This is a genomic window from uncultured Tateyamaria sp., from assembly GCF_947504105.1.
GTDB lineage: Bacteria > Pseudomonadota > Alphaproteobacteria > Rhodobacterales > Rhodobacteraceae > Tateyamaria.
This window is the reverse complement of the sequence record NZ_CANNGP010000041.1, coordinates 15,727-34,335: the sequence shown is the minus strand read 5'-3', so window position 1 is coordinate 34,335 and position 18,609 is coordinate 15,727. Positions and strand designations below refer to the sequence as shown.

The window sequence follows — 18,609 nt, the reverse complement described above, 5'->3', positions numbered from 1 at the left end:
AAAGGTACACGCAATCCCATTTAACCCTTGCTATGCGGGTGCCATCCACACAAGTCATATCGGTGATATTGCAGCATCTGGCCTTTGGGTGCGACCATATCGCGGACAAAGCCACCCATTGAGTTCTGGAGGTGCATGTCCGCTTTTTGTGATGGTGAACGAGCGTTTCTGTGCAGTTGGGTCAATCGAACGCTTTGTGAATGTATTCCGCGTTGAAAGCCGTATAACCCTTTGCCGTCACGGTCAGATGCGGCTGGGTGAGTTCATGCAATTCGGGTAGTTTGTGAAATGGCACAGAAGGGTAGCTGTGATGCTCCGTATGGTATGGCATGTTCCAAGCAACCGCTCGAACAAACATGTTTGTATAGGTGGTTCGCGTGTTTTCAAACATGTTCGCAACAGTTGGACAGCGCCCATGTTCTGCCAACAAGTACAGTCTTAGAAATGGTTGCCCCAACAACATTGGCAACAACCAAACATAGAACAAGATAGGGGTGGCGAACCAAAAGCTCAGCCCAAGCAAAACCAGGTAAGCACAAAGGTAAATGCGAGCTTCGATTTTGACCTGAGCTTGGCGCCCTTGTGGAACAAATTCCTCAAACTGCTTTCCCATCGCATTTCGCGCTAGAGTTTTCGCGTGGCTGCTCCAGACAGGGATGCCAGAAACGTGGATGATGTATTGTCTCAAGTTGGTCGGTTTTGCCGCTTCCAGTTCCGGGTCTTTGCCAGGAACTTGAGTGAACCGATGATGGGCAAAATGGAAATACCGAAACCATGTCGCAGGCAGTAGCAGGAGCAAACCGCAAACATGCCCAACCACGTTGTTTATCCATCCGCTCTTGAATGGTGTCTTGTGGCTTGTTTCATGCAATAGCGTAAAAAGAAAAACGAGCAGAACACCTTGGAATATCAGCACTACGTGCCAAAATAGAGCTGCTTGAGAGATCCAAGCCCCGCACAGCACGATTGCACCCCAGTGTGCCATAAGATGTGTCAAACCTTTTGCGTCACTGCGCGCAGTCAAACGTTCGCGGTCGGCTGCTTCAAGCGAAGACAGAAAAGCTTTGTGGTCCACCGTTCGTACCTCCCACGCGACTGAATACACAAAACTGTTTGTCCTCTAAAGCGAGTATATTTGACCACTGAACAAGAGGGACTTATCTGTCCGCATGGCAAAAACGCATTCGTTACGTGCCATTCGGGCTTTTGTGGCGGCCGTTGGATGGGGCGAGTTTTATCCTCGCTGCAAAAGAACTGGTGGGGGGGCGCCAGCCGCAATCAGCCAGTTGATCCTAGGACTGAAACACTTAGGCTCATGACTGATTGATTTCCGCTGTTTAGCGTGAGTGATGGCCGCAAGAACGAACGGTGAGCATGTCTGGTCCTTTCTGATTGGGTGATGCGCAGATGGCGCGTCTGGACCCCTTCTTTCCGAAATCCCACGGCAAGTCCCGCGTGAACCACAAGCGCGTGTTGAGCGGGATCATCTTCATCAACCGCACTGGCTTACACTGGCGCGACGCGCCAAAGGAATACGGCCCGCACAAGACGCTTTACAATCGTTGGAAGTGGTGGAGCGATAAGGGCATCTTCACTGATGTTCTGATCGGGTTGTCGGCCGATCAAAGTGAAAAGAAGACTGTCATGATTGATGCAACTTTTCTCCAATCCCATCGCACGACGTCCAGCCTTGCGATGGAAAAGGGAGGACGTGGACGTCTGATCGGACGCACCAAGGGGTGGCATGAATACAAAGCTCCACGCTATCTACGACAGCCAAGACCGCCCTCTGAACCTATTCGTCAATGCTGGGCAGGTCAGTGACCATATCGGCGCGCGCGCCTTGGTTGGTCGTTTGCCAAAGGTGGACTGGTTACTCGACCCCTCCTAGGGTATTCGCTGCGCGAATACCCTGCCGTTAATGGATCGCGGCCATGACGCCGATTGTTTAGAGACGCGTTGAAAGACAACGGGATATGCCCACGCACCCCGGGCAGAGAACAACGAAAGACGACCATCCGATACGACAAGCGACGCTACAAAGACGCAATCGGGTTGAAATCATGTTCGGCAGGCTGAAAGACTGGCGACGTGTGGCAGCTCGATACGACCGATGCCGGAAGGTCCTTCCGTCGGCAATCGCTCTCGCCGCAATCGGCATTTAACGGCGGTGAGGCTTGAATCTAGCGGCGCTGGGTGACCCTGCGATCGATGTCGGAAATTTCCTTGCCCATCTCGCCGAGTACGCGGTGCGGACCACCGGCTCATCAGAAGCATCCCAAAGGCTCGAGACGGCTTTCCTGCGCGGGTGTCAAAGCACCGGGCCTGACATCTGCCCGCATCGTATCAGAGTTTTCAGAACCATATCGCTCCTGCGCCATATTCACATTTCGCAGCGCTTCGAGGACCGAAAGCACACAACGGATATTCTGCTTCGTGAAGGCGAAACACTTCTGGCTCAGTTTTGACGCGGCTGGTGCTCCGCCCTCCTCCCCCCGAAAAGCCTTTGTTCCGTCAAGCTGCTTCGAACAACGTTATGGATTGCATCACGCGGCCCCTTGGCAGCCAGTTAACGCCTATTTCCAGGACATATCGGCAGATTTTTTCTGATCCCATGGCATGTTCATAGGCTCAAAATGAATAGGCAATGAACTCTTCATTAAGGGCGCATTCCGCCCCTGTTGCGCGCTGATGTTTTCCTTATCTCTCAGGCATATCAGGCAAGCCATGACCACGAACTGACCCTGTTCGCCCGACCGACAGCGGCACCGTGGCCATCGGGTTTGCGGCGGCTGCCAAGACCGTGGCCACCAAGTGGCCACTGCACCAAGCGCTTTGCCCTTGCAGACAGGAAAGAAGGCGACAGCATGGAGATTTTCGAGACGACATTAAGGGATGGTGAACAGCAGGCCTTTCTACATTTTACAGCCCGGCAGAAAGGCGAGCTGGCCGTTTTACTCGAGCAGCTCGGCATAGATGTGATCGATGCCGGTTTTCCAGCAGCCTCGCAGGTAGACACGGACGGTGTCACGCAGATCGCCGATCAAACTGACGCCGTCAAACTCAGTGTTCTGTCGCGACCGATCAAAAAAGATATCAAACGCGCTTTTCAGGCATTGAAAGGCGCAAAGCACCGTTCCCGGATCGCGACATCCGCACGGCCTTTCGATCTCCTCTCGACGTCCCCGGGTTGGGCTGGCCGCGCATACTGCAAGACGATTGAGCGCTCCTGTAATCTGATGAGTGAAGCACGAAGCTACTTCCCAGAAGCGCAGTACTATCTCGTTTGCGCCGGAAACCGCGATCCGTCTTTTCTTATGGATCTTAGCGCTTCTGCCGCGTACGCGGGCGCCACGCACATCGTCGTCGCTGACGCGCTCAGCACCATGGAGCCAAACGGTTTCGGCAAGCTGGTCGGCCGCATCAAGACGGCCTTGCCGCCCGGCACCACACTGGGCGTTCATTGCCACAATTTGCTCGGCCTAAGTCTGGCAAACTCCATTGCCGGGATCAAGGCGGGTGCGACCCAAGCCGAGGTGACAATCGGCAATACCGGCGACGGCGGCGGCAACACTGCCCTGGAGCAACTATTGGCCTATGCCGCGTATTTTGAAGCCGATGATCCGCAATTCGCCCATAGATGCAAAACGCGGATGATAGCAAAGGTGGTGCAGGCTTTCATGGATCACACCGGGATGCAGTTTTCGCCGAACAAACCTCTGATCGGCGAAATCAGTTTTGTTGTTGAAACCGGAATCCATCAATCCATTCCTGCGGAGATCATGCAGCGGGTGTTTTCCCCGGAAACCATCGGACGCAGTGCAGAGATAACCATCGGACGGCACAGCGGTATCTCGGGCATTCTGGATCAACTCGACAGGATGAACCTGCGTCCGCTGAACGTGGATCGGCAGTTGCTGTACCAGCACGTCATGCGTGCAGCCCAAACGAACGGGTCTGTCCCCAATTGTGAATTGGGTCAGATCGCGAAATCACTCATGTCACAAACCACGTTCGAAGGACCCTGATGTTTACCTGATCGGGCGTTGTTACACCGGAGAAATCGATATGGCTAAGAAACCTGCGAAATCAAAAGAACCGGAAGACCTCAAGTTGATGCACGATCTGCGCCGCATAATACGCACCCGAGGCGCAGCTTATCTGAGCGATCCGAACGTCACGTCAATTGGCATCGGTCGCAAGAATGGCGACGGGGATATCAGTATTGTTTTTACCGTGCGCGAAAAGCTTGGCGCATCCGCTTTGGAGAGGCTGGGTTCAAAGGCGCTTCCTGAACAGATCGACACAAATGGGCGATCTGTTCCCACAGACGTCATCCAACGCAGTTACAAACCATCCTACAGGATCGTCGAGCGTGGACCTGCTTCGGTTCTCAAATCGCGGCTCGATCCGCTGATCCCCGGTGCCAGCATCAGCCACCCTGACGGCACTGCCGGAACACTGGGGGCGATTGTGTTCGACGCATCAAGCGGCGCGCCCTGTATCCTGTCGAACTGGCATGTTTTGCATGGTGAGACGGGCCGGGTCGGCGACAAGATCGTCCAGCCCGGGCCATTCGATGACAACAATACCGCAGACAACACGTGCGGTACCCTATTGCGCAGCCATCTGGGCGTTGCCGGTGATTGCGCACTTGCTCGCATCGAAGAACGCGGCTTTGAACGTGCGGTGTACGGCCTTGATACTGTCCTTACCCAAATGGCGGATGTCGATCTGGGCGATACGCTTGTAAAAACGGGGCGCACGACCGAAACGACATATGGCATCGTCCAGCGGACGGATGTGATCGTCCAGATTGATTTCGGCGATACCGTTGGCGCTCAAAATATCGGATGTTTTGAGATCGGGCCGAACCCTGATTTTCCGGCTGCAGAGGGCGAGATCAGCAAGGGTGGCGACTCCGGCGCGGTCTGGATCATATCTGAACAGGAAAAAGCGACGGATATCTTTGCGGGGCTGCATTTCGCCGGCGAGGGCAACGCCAGTGCCGATGAGCATGCGCTGGCCTGCTACCCGAACTCTGTCCAAAGCAAACTTGGCTTCACACTGACACCGCCGAACGCGCAGTCGTCCAAGGATCAGCTGGAACCTCAGAATGAAACACTCGGTTACGACACTAACTTTCTGGGGGTTCCGGCACCGATGCCGGATCTGTCGCTAGCGCTGAAACGCGATGCAGTGAATTTCGGGAAATCACAAACGATCCCTTACATGCATTTTTCCGTCTGCCTGAGTGCTCAGCGCCGACTGGCACGGTTCGTTGCCTGGAACACGGATGGCGCTCGGAAAGTGCAACTTGGACGTCATGGCTTTCGGCTGGATGACCGCATCGCAGCGAAGTACCAGCTTGATGACACCGTTTACGCCAACAACAGACTTGACCGCGGACATATCGCACGGCGCGCCGATGTGGCCTGGGGAGAAATCGAAGATGCGCAGTGAGCCAATCACGAATCTTTTTTCTTTACGAACATCGCACCACAGCACGAAAGCTTTAACCAATCCGGACGGGGCGGCATCTGGGGGCGGCTTGAGGATCTGATACTGGAGGAAGCCGATGTTCAGGACATCCGCATTTCTGTCTTGGCGGGGCCGTTGTTCGGTGAGGACGATCCCAGCTACCGCAATGCACTGATCCCCCGCAGCTTCTGGAAACTGATCGCCTACCGCGGCACGGATAACGCGCTCAGGGCAGCTTGCTTTACCTTGTCGCAAAGCGACTTGCTGAACGACATCGAAAGCATCGACTTTGATCCGTTCCAGCTCTTTCAGGTCTCCGTTTCGGAACTCGCTCAACAAACCGGGCTTGGGTTTGATGCCTATCAGGATGCGGATATCACGCGCCACCCCGAACGACTATGTGGCAACAGCGCCGAAAGCTTGGGCGATGTCAAAATTGGAGTGGCGGTGCGCGAAATCAGGCATCAGGAAGAGGTGGCATTCTAGACAGCCATTCGACAGTCTTGTGCCAAAACGATGCCTGTGACCGATCCTTGGTCATGAGGCCGCCACCGTCCAGCGGTGGCTTGAACGAAGCATTCGTTTTGGGCAGCCAAAGACAACACCGCGAGACGAAGTTGATTGATGATTAACGGTCCAAACCAGTCGCTGGCCGCGGGACAAGGGCTTTGACCAGGTCTTTCATGTCGAGTTGGCCAACAACCTCGCCGCCGTCCGTGACACGATAGATGTGGTTGGTGTCGCCTCCTGTCAGTGCAATCATGTCCTCAAGGTTGCGGGACGCGTCCACCTCTCCGTCAAAGCTCTCGTCAGACACCGGCCCCATCACGGACCGCACGCGCAGCACGCGGGCGCGGTTGATGTCACTGACGAAGTCTTCGATGTAAGGGTCTGACGGGGCGAGCAAAATGCCCTGAGGCTCCCCCTGCTGGACCACTGCGCCATCCTTGAGGATCACGAGATGGTCGGCCAGTTTCAGCGCCTCGTCCAGATCATGCGTGATGAAGACGATGGTCTTGTGCAGTTCCTTTTGCAACTCCAACAGCAGGTTCTGCATGTCGGTGCGAATGAGCGGGTCGAGGGCCGAGAACGCCTCGTCCATCAGCATGATATCGGTGTTGGCGGTGAGCGCACGGGCGATCCCCACCCGTTGCTGCATCCCACCCGACAGTTGCGCAGGATAGCGGTCTTCGAACCCCTCAAGTCCCACACGCGCCAGCCATTTGCGCCCTTCGGCATCGCAGGTCGCCTTGTCCGCCCCCTGCACACTCAGCGGCAGTTGCGCGTTTTCCAGCACGGTCTTGTGCGGTAACAGGGCAAACTTCTGGAACACCATCGACATCTGTTTTTGCCGCAGGTCCCGCAGGGCCGCCTGCCCCATCTTCATGACGTCCTGTCCATCGACCAGAATTTCGCCCGCCGACGGGTCAATCAGACGGTTGAGGTGACGGATCAGGGTGGACTTGCCAGAGCCAGACAAGCCCATGATGACCGTGATCTCACCCGGCTGCATATCGACGTTGATGTCCCGCAGACCCAGCACATGTTTGTGCTTTTCCAGCAAGGTTGTCTTGTCCATACCCGCTTGGACATGGGGCACCATCGCCGTGTCATCGGGACCAAAGATCTTGTACAATCCGCGCAGGGACACTTTTGCAGTCATGTCAGCGTTCCTTGCGTCCGGTGTCGACACGGGCGAGCGCAGCCTTGGACACGCGATCAAGGATCACGGCCAGCAGCACGATGCCCAAGCCCGCGACAATACCCACGCCCAGTTCCAGGTTGCGGATGCCCCGCAGGACCAGCACGCCAAGGCCGGGGGCCGAGACAAGCGAGGCAATCACCACCATCGCGAGGCTCATCATGATCGTCTGGTTCACGCCCGCCATGATGTTGGGCAGCGCCAGTGGCAACTCAACCCGGCTGAGCTTTTGCCATGCGGTCAGACCAAAGGCATTGGCCGCTTCAATCACGTCCTTGTCCACCAGCCGGATGCCGAGATCGGTCAAACGGATGACCGGCACGATGGCGTAGAGGATGATGGCAATGCCATAGAGCTTTGATTCCGTGACGGAAAACAGGAAGATCAGCGGGATCAGGTAGACGAAGGTCGGCAGTGTTTGCAGCAGGTCGAGGATGGGCACGATGGTGCGCTGCGCCGTATCCGATTTGGACATACCGATGCCGATGGGCACGCCCAGCAGGACCGATAGCCCCGTACAGACAAACACGATCGCAAGGGTCTGCATCGCCACCTCGTAGTGGTCGATGAAGCCGAAGAACAGCAGGACGAGAGCCACGAAAGCGGTCACGGATTTCGAGCGACTGACCAGCCATGTGATCAGCAACAACGCGGGAATCATCACCCACCAGGGCGCGGATTGAAACACCCAAAGCGTGCCGTCGAGCATCCAGCTCAGCGGCTGCGTGATGGGGTCGAGGACGAATTTCAGCTCGGACCGGATCGACAGGAACCCCCGCTCGATCCCCGCCGTCAGGTCACGGGTTTGGCCGATGCGCCCGCAGGCCTCGTGCAGCACGTCGAGCGAGGGAAAGGGCAAACCGCCCTCCTCTGCCACTGCGCCGCCGCCGCCACTCTGGGCCAAAAGTTGCGCCATGGACATGGGCGCATCTTCCTTGCCCACATCGCACCAATCCCGCAGGCCAAGGCCGTCAAAGACGCCGTCATAGGCTGCCATGTCGTTCCCCAGTTTATTAGTCTTACGCCCAAAGGGGCGAAGGTCGCGCCGGGGCGGACCCCGACGCCCTAGCTTATTGCAGCAAGGCCGCGAGATTGCCGCGAGCCTCGTCGTTCAACCAGCCACCCCAGACATCCTTGTAGGTGGTCAGGAAGTACACGGCCGCCTCTTCGTTCGAGGCTTCGTTGGCTTCCTGCCACGCCAGCACCTCGCCCATCTGGGCGTTTGTGAAAGTGACATTGCCCATCAGCGCCGCAGCGTCGGGTTCACGGTCAACAAAGGCTTGCGTCGCGGCGGTCACCACATTCGACACAGGGTATGCGGACAGGCCGGGCGTGGCGCAGTCTTCCAGACCGTTGCACGTGTGCGTTTCGGCGTCATAGGCGGGCATTTCCACCTGAACCATCGGGTATTTGCCCAAAACCGAGGTCGGCGCCCAGTAGTAGCCGAACCATGGCTCTTTCGCCTCATATGCGGCGGCAATGGCCGTTGCCAACGTCTCGCCCGAGCCGTGCTGGAAACGCTCAACGCCAGCATCGGCCAGCCCCGAGGCCTTGAAGTTGTTGCTGTTGGTGATGTCACAGCCCCAGCCCGACGGGCAGTCGTGGAAACGGCCGCCTACCAGCTGCGGGTTGGCCTTGATGCCGTCCAGCGTTTTCAGCTCGGGATGCGCTTCGGCCAGATAGTCCGGGATCCACCACGCCTCAACCCCACCGTCGGACAGAACCTTGGACAGCTCGACCAGTTTGCCCTCACCACGGAGATCTTCGTAGACCTCGGTATAGCTGGTCCACAGCTCGGTCAGGATGTCGGGTTCACCCGTTTCGGCCACGGATGCCATGGCAGGCACGGTGGTCGTGGGGACAACGGTGACGGAACAGCCATAGCCCTGCTCCAACAGGAACTTGGCGACGTTGGTCACAACGGCGGCCGAGGCCCAGTCCATTTCCGTGATCGACACTTCGCCACACTCGGCGGCGGCGATGGATGCAACAGACGTGCCCAACATCAAAGTTGCGGCAAATGCGAGTTTTTTCATGAGTTTGCTCCCTGTTCTGGCGGTATTTTCGCAGAAGATGGGCCAAGTGATAGACCCAAACCGGCACGGACTTACAGTCCAAACCCGCCTACGCGATGAATTTGGGCGCGGTGGTCCGCGCACTATGATCACAATTTCGCTCTGTCCAGCAAAAGGGGCAGTTTGGGCTTGGGGCAAACGGGATCAGCTTGTTAGGGTCAGTGCGGAACGACAGAACTGACGCAAGGACGACACCCCATGGACGTGGCACAGGCCCTCGTGATGGCGATGCAAACATGGGGGATGATCGGCGCACTTGTTGCCGCCGTGTTCCTGACCATCGGGATCGACCGAATTGATGAAGATGCGCGCGGGGCCTATGTTTTCCGCCCGCTCCTGATCCCCGGTGTGCTGCTGATCTGGCCCATTGTCCTGTGGCGCTGGTGGCAGATTGAAACCGAACGCGCAGCATGGGCCGACCGATACCGCCCGGTGCGTGCCTCCTATGGTCTGGCCATCATCGCCATGAGCATCGGCATCTTGGTCATCGTGATCACGGGTCTGAGCGTGCGCCAGACCTGGCCCGCTGACATTGCCCCCGTGCAACTGACCGAGGGGGCAAGCCAATGAGCGTCAAGTATATCCCCGTTCAGTGGAACCCCAACAAGTGGGTCTATGACGCCGTGATGCTGGCGGGTGTCGCCGCGTTTCTTTGGGTGTTTCTGTACCTCACGCCCGGCGCACTCAGCCACGAGTGGCCGATCAACCCGCAGATCCACAATGCCCGCGCCTTTGGCGCCTGTGCCTTTGTCATGTTGACCGTGATCCTGTGCATCGGGCCTGCGGCACGGCTGGACAAGCGGTTCCTGCCCCTGCTCTACAATCGGCGGCATTTCGGCGTGATGACCGCCTTCGTTGCCCTGACGCACGCGGGCTACATCCTGAACTGGTACTTCGCCTTTTCCAGTTCCGACAAATACGTGGGCCTGCTCTATGCCAATTCCAGCTTTGGCCAGATCGCGGGTTTTCCCTTTGAAATATTTGGCATATTTGCGCTGGTCTGCCTGCTGATCCTTGCTGCGACATCCCACGACTTCTGGCTCAAGTTCCTGACACCGCCGGTGTGGAAACGGCTGCATTACCTGATCTATGCGGCCTATTTCTCGGTCGCGGCGCATGTGTCTTTGGGCATTTTGCAGGACCAGCAGAACCATGTGTTCACGGTGCTGTTCCTCGTGGGTGCAGGGGCTGTCATCGTCCTGCATCTGGCTGCATGGATGCAGGAACGGTCCGAGGCAGCGGCCAAGGATGGTGCGTGGGCCGAGGTGGCGCGCATTAATGACTTCCGGGAAGGCTATGCCAAGATCGCCAAGCTTGCGACCGGCGACCGTGTTGCTGTCTACCTGATGGAGGGCAAACTGAGCGCCATTTCCAACGCCTGCGCCCACCAGAACGGGCCATTGGGTGAAGGCAAGATCATTGACTGTCTGGTCACATGCCCCTGGCATGGTTTTCAGTATGACGTGCGCAATGGACGCTCGCCCGCGCCCTTTACCGAAAAAGTCCCCACCTACCGCGTCCGCTTGATGGGCGACATGGTCGAGGTGCACCCCGACGCCAATCCGCCCGGCACGTATGTAGAGCCGGTTGCCCTGCCAGAACCTGAACCGGATCTGCCCGAAGAAGGAGCGACGGCATGAGTGAGAAACCATTTTTCGTTGGCTACCTGCCTGCCCCGGGCCCTTTGCGGACCTTCCTGCTGACTGCGTGCATTCTGCTTATTGCGGGCTTGGGTGGCGCGGGCTTTCTGATGGGGGCCGCGCAGGACGATCCCGGTCCCGGTGCCTTCCGCTTCGACTATGGCCGCCAGACGGTGACCGGTGTGGTCGAGGTGACCCCCTACCCCGTGATCCACGTGACCGAGGGCAATGACCGGATAAAGCCCGGCGACAGCTTCATGATGACGGCGGGCGGCAAATCCGGTGTCGATGGTCGTGCCATGCCGCTCAATGGGCAACTGGCGCAGGTATCGGGCACCGTGCTAGAGCGTGGCGATCTATACATGATGCAACTGCGCGGTGGCCGGAACGGAATACAAGCCGTCGAAGGTGACGCCCCCGATATCACCCCGGAACCTCAGGGCCGCTGGAAACTGGCGGGCGAGATTTGCGACGGCAAGTGCCTTGCCGGGGCAATGCGCCCGGGGCGCGGGCTGGCGCACAAGGCCTGTGCCAACCTGTGCCTGCTGGGCGACGTGCCACCCATATTTGTCTCGACCCAGCCCGTGCTGGGCGAAGAGTTTCTGCTGGTCGTCGGCCCGGACGGCACACGTCTGCCCCGCGAAGCCTATGACCACGTGGCCCAATTCATCACCGCCGAGGGCGAGATCACCAAGCACGGTGACCTGTTGGTCTGGGAGATCGACATGGACACGATCGAGGTGACGGAATGAAGCGCGCCCTTTGGCTGATCATCGCCGCAGTGACAGCTGCTGCTTTGTTCTATGTATCGCGGTTCTGGTACCTGCGTCTGTGGCCCCGCGATGGCCTGTTTGGCGTGGACGCGCTGCGCCCGCAGGGCGGGCTTCTGGGTCAATGGCTGCGCGGAACGGATCTCGCCCCGTTCGAGCTGCTGATCTGGGCCGTTGGGGCGTTCCTGATCCTGACCGGCCTGCAAAAACTTTACGATCTTTTGTATCGGCCACCAGAATGACCCGATCTGGGGCTTTTTCCGTTCCCGCGCGCCGCGTATAGTCCCGACAAAATCGCGAAAACGCATATCGGCAGGCACATGGCACGCACACCCAAGAAATCGGCACCGCCCACGTTCAATATTGCCCTTGTCGGTCAGTCCGGGCGACTTGGCTACGAGGCTTTGCTGTTTGTCGCATCCCTACGAGCCAAAAGCCCCAACTTTTCCGGGCGCATATTCATTGCCGAACCGCAACCCGGACCGATATGGCCCAAAGACCCCCGCATGACGGGCGACGTGCGGGAAGCATTGGAAACTTTGGAGGCCGAGGTGGTTGAATTTCAAAACCACCATTTCGGCGCGTATTATCCCTACGGCAATAAGATCGAGATGCTGACAGCCCTGCCCGAGGGTGAGCCGTTTGTGTTCTTTGACAGCGATACGCTTGTGCTGGGCGATCTTGACGCGGTGCCATTTGACTTTGACTACCCGTCCGCGTCCTTGAGACGGGAGGGCACGTGGCCACAGATCGAGCTTTATGGCCCCGGTTATTCAGATATCTGGAAATCACTTTACGACGCCTTCGGTCTGGATTTCGAATCCAGCCTCGATACAAGCGAGCCTGACGAGTATTGGAAGCGCTATCTGTATTTCAACGCAGGCTTCTTCTTTGGCGCGTGCCCCCATGCATTTGGCGCCCGCTTTCTTGAATACGCATTGGCGATCCGCGACACCCCACCGGCACCGCTGGTCTGCCAGCCGCTTGATCCGTGGCTGGATCAGGTGGCGCTGCCGCTTGTGATCCACAGCTTTGGCGGTGGGCGCGACAGTGCCGTGCACAACTATCTCGACGGTGATGTCACCTGTCACTACCGCATCTTCCCTCTTCTTTACGCGCGTGAAAGTCAGACCGTCATCGACACGCTGGAAGAGGTCACCGCCCCCAACAAGATCAAGAAAGTCCTCAAGGGATACGATCCGATCAAACGGATGGTTTTTCAGGGGCGCGGTGCAAAGGTGCGGGCGCTCTTCGACCAGAACGACATGCCAAGGCGCGAACAGGCCATTCGCAACCGGATCAAATCCAACGGGTTCTGGATGCGCTGACCGGTTACGCTGCGTCAAAACTTTGCGCGCGACAATTATGAGACGAATTGTGTCGTTTTCCCCCTTACAAACGCGTCACAGGAAATTAATTGGTCGGTCAATTAAAACCTGATCCCTAAACATTTGGATGGCCGAGATGACGCAATCCGTTAACCGTTTTTTGACGACACTATCGCACGCATTTTGTAACGACCGGCTGGATCTACTTGTCGATTACTTCACCTACCCCCTCCCTCTTTATACAAGAGGCGAGTTGCTGGTCTTCGGTTCGTCTGGCGTGCTTATCGAAGCGCTTGAGCTGTATCGGGGCGTGGCCCGCAAATCCAGGATCACGCAAATCACGCCGCGCGTGGTGGCCACCGGCATCCCGAACAAAGGGTATTCCCAGATCTGGACCGAGTGGGACCACTTCGACGACATGGGTGCACTGAAATGCACCAGCCAAGTGCGTTATGCGATTTTTCAGGACAGGATGGCGATGTATCCAAAGATCGAGATGATCGACTACACGTCCATCGGCTTTCCCGAGGTCTGTGCGTCCCTGCCATTGATGCAGTCGGCCTGAGGCATCCAAGACCAGCCGGCCCTTGCCCACCTCCGTTGCATTGCCTAACCATGCAGGCGATGCAATTGACCCGGCGCTTGACGCCAGAGGTGGGAGAAAGACATGACCGACGGCCCCAAATACGGCTTCGACACCCTTCAAATTCACGCAGGCGCCCGGCCGGATCCAGCCACCGGCGCACGGCAAACGCCAATCTATCAATCGACTGCCTTTGTCTTTCGCGATGCAGAACACGCCGCCGCCCTCTTCAACCTGCAAGAGGTAGGCTACATCTACTCTCGCCTGACCAATCCAACCGTTGCCGTTCTGCAGGAACGGATTGCAACGCTCGAGGGCGGTGCAGGTGCCGTCTGCTGCTCGTCCGGTCACGCGGCACAGATCATGGCGCTTTTCCCGCTGATGGCACCCGGTCTGAACGTGGTCGTATCCACCCGGCTCTATGGCGGGACCATCACGCAGTTCGGCCAGACCATCAAGCGCTTCGGGTGGGAAGCCACCTTCGTCGACTTCGACGACCTTGATGCCGTCAAGGCCGCCATCAATGACAAGACCCGCGCCGTATTCTGCGAAGCCATCGCCAACCCCGGCGGCTACATCACCGACCTCGACGCCATTTCAGCCATTGCCGATGAGGCTGAAATCCCGTTGGTCGTCGACAACACATCGGCCACGCCATACCTGTGCCGCCCCATCGAACATGGCGCAACGCTGGTCGTACATTCGACAACCAAGTACCTGACCGGAAACGGCACGGTCACAGGTGGGTGCGTTGTGGACAGCGGCACCTTCGACTGGTCTGCCAATGACAAGTTCCCATCACTCAGCCAACCAGAGCCTGCCTATCACGGCCTGAAGTTCCACGAGACATTCGGTCCGCTGGCCTTCACCTTCCACGGCATTGCCATCGGCCTGCGCGATCTGGGCATGACGATGAACCCGCAAGCAGCGCACTACACGCTTATGGGCACCGAAACACTGTCACTGCGCATGGACCGCCACGTCGAGAACGCGGTCAAGATCGCGGGGTGGCTCGAGAAGGACGACCGTGTCGACTACGTCACCTATGCGGGTCTCAAATCCTCACCCTATTTTGACCGGGTGAAAAAGATCTGCCCCCGCGGCGCGGGCGGTCTATTCACCTTTGCGGTCAAGGGCGGCTACGACGCGTGCGTGAAATTGGTGAATGCGCTGGAAATCTTCAGCCACGTGGCGAACTTGGGCGATGCACGATCACTGATCATCCACTCGGCTTCGACCACGCACCGTCAGCTCACGGAGGAACAGCAACGCGCAGCCGGTGCTGCACCAGAAGTGGTCCGTGTCTCTATCGGGATCGAGGATGCAGATGATCTGATCGCCGACCTGGATCAGGCGCTGTCAAAGGCCACCAGCTAAACCCAAAGGCAAAGAGGCGCCGGGATGAACCCGGCGCCTCTTTCCACTCACAACAAGGCCAGCTGCGCACAGGCCCCTGCGTTTATGGCGCGAGCGAATAGCTCATCATAACGCGCGCCGTTACAACCAACTCTCCTGCAGCGATGGGCAAATCAGCAGACCGCGCAGCCGCAAACATCTCTGGTCGCGGCGATTGACCGGACTCGCTCAGGGACAGAATGGTCCCAAGGCTCGCACCCGCAGCTTCACTCAACTGCGTTGCCTTTGCCATGGCATCCTGCACGGCGGCGGCGCGTGCTTTGGCTTCCGCAGCACTCGGATCCTGCAACTGGAACTGCAAACCGTTGAAGGTGTTGGCCCCGACTTCCAGAACCTGATCCAAAACGCCGCCCAGACCATCAAGATTGCGCACGCGCACGGTCACGGCATTGCGCGCCTCGAACCCGGTGATCTTGCGATCGGTCGAGTCGTAGCTGCTCCAGACCGGATTGACGTTCAATTGCGACGTCTGGATATCCCGTGCCTCGATACCCTGTTCGGACAGCACCGCAATCAATGCGGTCGCATCCGCACTGACCTTGGCCATGGCATCGCCCGCAGTCTTGTCGACATGCACAACGCCCAGTGAAATCACCGCCATATCCGGGGCAACGGCCACGTCGCCTTGGCCGGTTACGGACAAGACAGGCCCTTGGTCCTGCGCGGCCACAATGCCTGCCAGCATCATCCAGATCGCAGCGCTTACTAAAGATAGTTTCATGACAATCTCCAATCTCTCTCTTGCCCCACATTTCCCGCGTGCGTGGCATCGACACAAGCAGGTCACGCGGCTTTTTGTTTGCATGGGCAAAGACCTGCTTTATTCTTTGCCTAACAACCCTCGGTGTTCCGTTCCGAACACGCACTTGCTATGGGCCAGACATGAAGCCTGAATTTGCGCTTTCCTTGTCCTTTGACGGGATCCGACTGCTGCACCGCGCAGCAGGAGGTTGGCGTGAAGTGGGCACAGTTGATGTCGGCACCGGCAACCTTGCTGACGACCTCAAGGTCCTGCGCCAAAAGGCGGGCGAGGTGAAACGAAAGCGGGTCCGTACAAAGCTGATCATTCCGGATGATCAGATCAAGTATCTCACCATCGATACCGGAGATGTGGACGACGACACGCGCCGCGCCGCAGCGCGCGAGGCGCTTGACGGCGCCACCCCTTACGCAGTTGATGCGCTGGCCTTCGACATCTCGATCGACGGAGACAAGACGCATGTCGCTGCCGTTGCGCGCGAAACGCTAAAGGAAGCCGAGGCTTTTGCCGTCGAGTATCGCTTTCAGCCAGTGAGTTTCGTTGCCGCACCCGACGGTCAGGGGTTTCTGGGTGAACCGTTCTTTGGCCAGACGGCGCACGCCTCCAACATCTTGGCCAAGGGTGCACGTGTCGAACCGGACGGCATTCGCGTTGTCATTGTATCGCACGCGCCAGAACCGGAAAGAGCTGACTCAAAGCCAGATCAAAAGGTCGAGGACACAGCGCCTGAGCCTGCTCCCAAAGGGGGGAAAGCCAAGCCCGAAACCCCTGCCTCGCGAGCCGGGAGCGCAGGAGAACACAAGGCAGAGGCACCATCCAACGAGAGTGACGCTCCGACACCCCCCGACGCTGCAAAACCACCGCCATCCGACGATGTAACAACCGCACCGCAGGACAGCGACGGAGAAGCATCAAACAACGTCCTCATGGCAAAAAAGAATGATGCCGAGCCTGCAGAAACCACGGCAAAAGATAAAGAAATCAAGCCGGACAAGACATCTGCGACCGACACGACCGAAAAGCCCGCACCACAGACCAAAGACATCGAGGCCGAGGACGACCCCACAGAAATCGCCCCGGAAAAAGACGGCGCATCCGATGATGCGTCACCGCTCATGGGGTTCGCAACACGCCGCCGCGCAACGCCGGAAGCCACATCTGCTGCACCGCTGGGCGGCGTCACCCGCGAGCCACCCACATCACGACCCGCCCCTCGACTGAACGTCGCCGATGTAGCGGCAGGTAAGGCGCCAACGCTTAGCCCACAGCAGGCAGCAGCCAAAAGCCTCCGCCCCGCCCCGCCCATCGAAGACCTGCCACCGGCCGACCCGCCAGCGCCGAAAAAAGCGCCCGAAGAAAGCAGCGGTTTCCTGTCCCGGCGGAAACCCAAGCGCATACCGCCCGCGCCCCCGGCCATCCAGCCGACGCCTGCAGCGGGCTTGGCAACGCCCGTCCCCGCTGCCGCTGCGACGGACGCCGAAGCGCAACGCATGACGGTGTTTGGGGCGCGGACGGAAGCACAAGTGGGCGGCAAGCCACGCTTTCTGGGCCTTATCCTGACCGTCATCCTACTTGTATTTCTTGCCGGTGTGTCCGCATGGGCATCGGTCTTTCTGGATGACGGGTTGGCCAAGCTCTTTCCCAAACGCGAACGGACGCTCGCGTCGACCCTGCCTGCCGATGCAGGGCAAACGCTGGCCGAAGATGTGGGCGCCACCGTTGAGCTTGAGCCGACCGAACAGACGGGCGATGAGCTGATCGTCGCGACGCTGAACGAAGGCCTCAGCGCCGATGGGTTGACCGCAGAAGATACCGCCGTTCTTGATGCGTTGCGCGACCCACAACCGAACCCGACCGAGCAGGAAGAGCTCGATAGTGCTGCGCTCGAAGCGCGTTATGCCGTCACGGGTATCTGGCCTCAAGCGCCTCAAATTCCGCCGTTGCCGTCCGATCTGATCGTTCTTGAAGATCTCTATGTGACAGGAATCGATCCGGTTAGCCCCGCACTTGACGCCATCGCTTTGCCGGCCACGCAGTCCTATCTGACCGATGTGGCCCTGCCCGACATCGCATCCCCCCCGGCATCGGGCACGCGCTTTGCGTTTGACGACAATGGGCGGGTTGTTCCAACCGAGGATGGCGCGCTCAGCCCCGATGGCTTCACAGTGTTCCTGGGGTCTCCACCACTCAAACCGCCGGCAGCCCTTCAGCAACAACAGGACGTCCCTGAGGCGCGCAGCGCACCCGACACGACCGCACTGGCGCAGGCCCGGCCCCGTGCCCGCCCGGGCGATTTGGTCGAACAGAACGAACGTGCGACGCTGGGGGGTCTGCTGCGGTCCGAGCTGGCCCTGCTGCGACCGCAACTTCGTCCCGCCGCCCCACAAGAGGCGGAAGCCGTTCAGGATGTCGACACCACCAACTTGGTCGAAAGCGAGGTCACCGAACCGATCAGTGCGTTGGCAGTGGCACAATCCATCCGCCCGGCAACACGGCCACGCAATTTTGATCGGGTCGTTGCCCGCGCCAGCCGCACGGCGGTCGCCCCGCAACGCGTCGCCGCAGTAGCCCCCCGGACGGTCACACCCTCCATCCCTTCTTCGGCCTCTGTCACCCGCGAAGCGACCGTGCGTAACGCCATCAACCTCAGCCGTGTGAACCTGATCGGGGTTTACGGAACCCCGTCGAACCGCCGCGCGCTGGTGCGGTTGAAAAACGGGCGCTACCAGAAGGTAAAAGTGGGCGATCGCTTTGACGGTGGGCGGGTGTCAGCGATTGGCGACAGCGAGTTGCGGTACCAGAAAGGCAATCGCAACGTCGTGCTGAAGATGCCAAAGGGATAGCCGGAAACCCA

At 58.6% G+C, this 18,609-nt stretch carries 14 protein-coding genes and 2 pseudogenes; 11 read left to right on the top strand and 5 right to left on the bottom strand.

Translation table 11 applies throughout. The annotated features are described in order from the left end of the window. Positions 1-181: 181 nt before the first annotated feature. Positions 182-1,075, bottom strand: a complete 894-nt coding sequence (locus tag Q1A75_RS19240; RefSeq protein WP_299553109.1) for a fatty acid desaturase — start codon at positions 1,073-1,075, stop codon at positions 182-184. Positions 1,076-1,407: 332 nt separating this feature from the next. Here Q1A75_RS19240 and Q1A75_RS19235 point away from each other — a divergent pair. The 3 genes and pseudogenes from Q1A75_RS19235 to Q1A75_RS24295 all read left to right on the top strand — a co-directional run bounded on the left by Q1A75_RS19235 (position 1,408) and on the right by Q1A75_RS24295 (position 5,967). Continuing rightward, positions 1,408-2,165: pseudogene (locus Q1A75_RS19235) on the top strand (IS5 family transposase). 702 nt (positions 2,166-2,867) lie between these two features. After that, the gene (locus Q1A75_RS19230; RefSeq protein ID WP_299553112.1) at positions 2,868-4,028 is read left to right on the top strand and encodes a hypothetical protein; all 1,161 of its coding nucleotides are present in this window, start codon (positions 2,868-2,870) and stop codon (positions 4,026-4,028) included. A gap of 40 nt (positions 4,029-4,068) precedes the next feature. After that, positions 4,069-5,967 (top strand): annotated as a pseudogene (locus Q1A75_RS24295) (DNA/RNA non-specific endonuclease). Between the two features lie 142 nt (positions 5,968-6,109). Here the strand turns inward: Q1A75_RS24295 and Q1A75_RS19220 are convergent. From Q1A75_RS19220 to Q1A75_RS19210, 3 genes are all read right to left on the bottom strand, one after another. Continuing rightward, positions 6,110-7,144: a betaine/proline/choline family ABC transporter ATP-binding protein gene (locus tag Q1A75_RS19220; RefSeq protein WP_299553115.1), complete on the bottom strand. Its 1,035-nt coding sequence runs from the start codon at positions 7,142-7,144 to the stop codon at positions 6,110-6,112. 1 nt (position 7,145) lies between these two features. Beyond that, complete coding sequence (locus Q1A75_RS19215) at positions 7,146-8,180, bottom strand: ABC transporter permease subunit (protein ID WP_299553118.1); 1,035 nt, start codon at positions 8,178-8,180, stop codon at positions 7,146-7,148. Between the two features lie 73 nt (positions 8,181-8,253). After that, positions 8,254-9,219 (bottom strand): glycine betaine ABC transporter substrate-binding protein, encoded by a 966-nt coding sequence (locus Q1A75_RS19210; protein ID WP_299553121.1) that lies wholly within the window; start codon positions 9,217-9,219, stop codon positions 8,254-8,256. A gap of 237 nt (positions 9,220-9,456) precedes the next feature. On the opposite strand from Q1A75_RS19210, the gene Q1A75_RS19205 reads away from it, so the two are divergent. From Q1A75_RS19205 to Q1A75_RS19175, 7 genes are all read left to right on the top strand, one after another. Then, entirely contained in the window at positions 9,457-9,828 is a 372-nt protein-coding gene (locus tag Q1A75_RS19205) for a hypothetical protein (protein ID WP_299553124.1), read from the top strand. Next, positions 9,825-10,898, top strand: a complete 1,074-nt coding sequence (locus Q1A75_RS19200) for a Rieske 2Fe-2S domain-containing protein (RefSeq protein WP_299553127.1) — start codon at positions 9,825-9,827, stop codon at positions 10,896-10,898. The genes Q1A75_RS19205 and Q1A75_RS19200 overlap by 4 nt, the downstream gene beginning before the upstream one ends. Next, complete coding sequence (locus tag Q1A75_RS19195) at positions 10,895-11,650, top strand: hypothetical protein (protein WP_299553130.1); 756 nt, start codon at positions 10,895-10,897, stop codon at positions 11,648-11,650. Before Q1A75_RS19200 ends, Q1A75_RS19195 begins: the two co-directional genes overlap by 4 nt. Continuing rightward, positions 11,647-11,910 carry a hypothetical protein gene (locus tag Q1A75_RS19190; protein WP_299553133.1) on the top strand — a complete coding sequence of 88 codons (264 nt, stop codon included), beginning with the start codon at positions 11,647-11,649 and terminating at the stop codon, positions 11,908-11,910. The genes Q1A75_RS19195 and Q1A75_RS19190 overlap by 4 nt, the downstream gene beginning before the upstream one ends. A gap of 78 nt (positions 11,911-11,988) precedes the next feature. Then, complete coding sequence (locus tag Q1A75_RS19185; RefSeq protein ID WP_299553136.1) at positions 11,989-12,996, top strand: hypothetical protein; 1,008 nt, start codon at positions 11,989-11,991, stop codon at positions 12,994-12,996. Positions 12,997-13,123: 127 nt separating this feature from the next. Continuing rightward, positions 13,124-13,561, top strand: coding sequence for a hypothetical protein (locus tag Q1A75_RS19180; protein ID WP_299640921.1), 438 nt, complete (start codon positions 13,124-13,126; stop codon positions 13,559-13,561). A gap of 102 nt (positions 13,562-13,663) precedes the next feature. After that, on the top strand, positions 13,664-14,956 hold the full coding sequence (locus Q1A75_RS19175) for an O-acetylhomoserine aminocarboxypropyltransferase/cysteine synthase family protein (protein WP_299553142.1): 1,293 nt from the start codon (positions 13,664-13,666) through the stop codon (positions 14,954-14,956). A gap of 82 nt (positions 14,957-15,038) precedes the next feature. Here Q1A75_RS19175 and Q1A75_RS19170 read toward each other — a convergent pair whose 3' ends face one another. Beyond that, positions 15,039-15,716: an SIMPL domain-containing protein gene (locus tag Q1A75_RS19170; protein ID WP_299553145.1), complete on the bottom strand. Its 678-nt coding sequence runs from the start codon at positions 15,714-15,716 to the stop codon at positions 15,039-15,041. Between the two features lie 161 nt (positions 15,717-15,877). Between Q1A75_RS19170 and Q1A75_RS19165 the strand changes: the two genes are divergently transcribed. After that, a complete protein-coding gene (locus tag Q1A75_RS19165) occupies positions 15,878-18,598 on the top strand; it encodes a hypothetical protein (protein WP_299553148.1) in 2,721 nt (906 codons plus the stop codon). Positions 18,599-18,609: the final 11 nt, after the last annotated feature.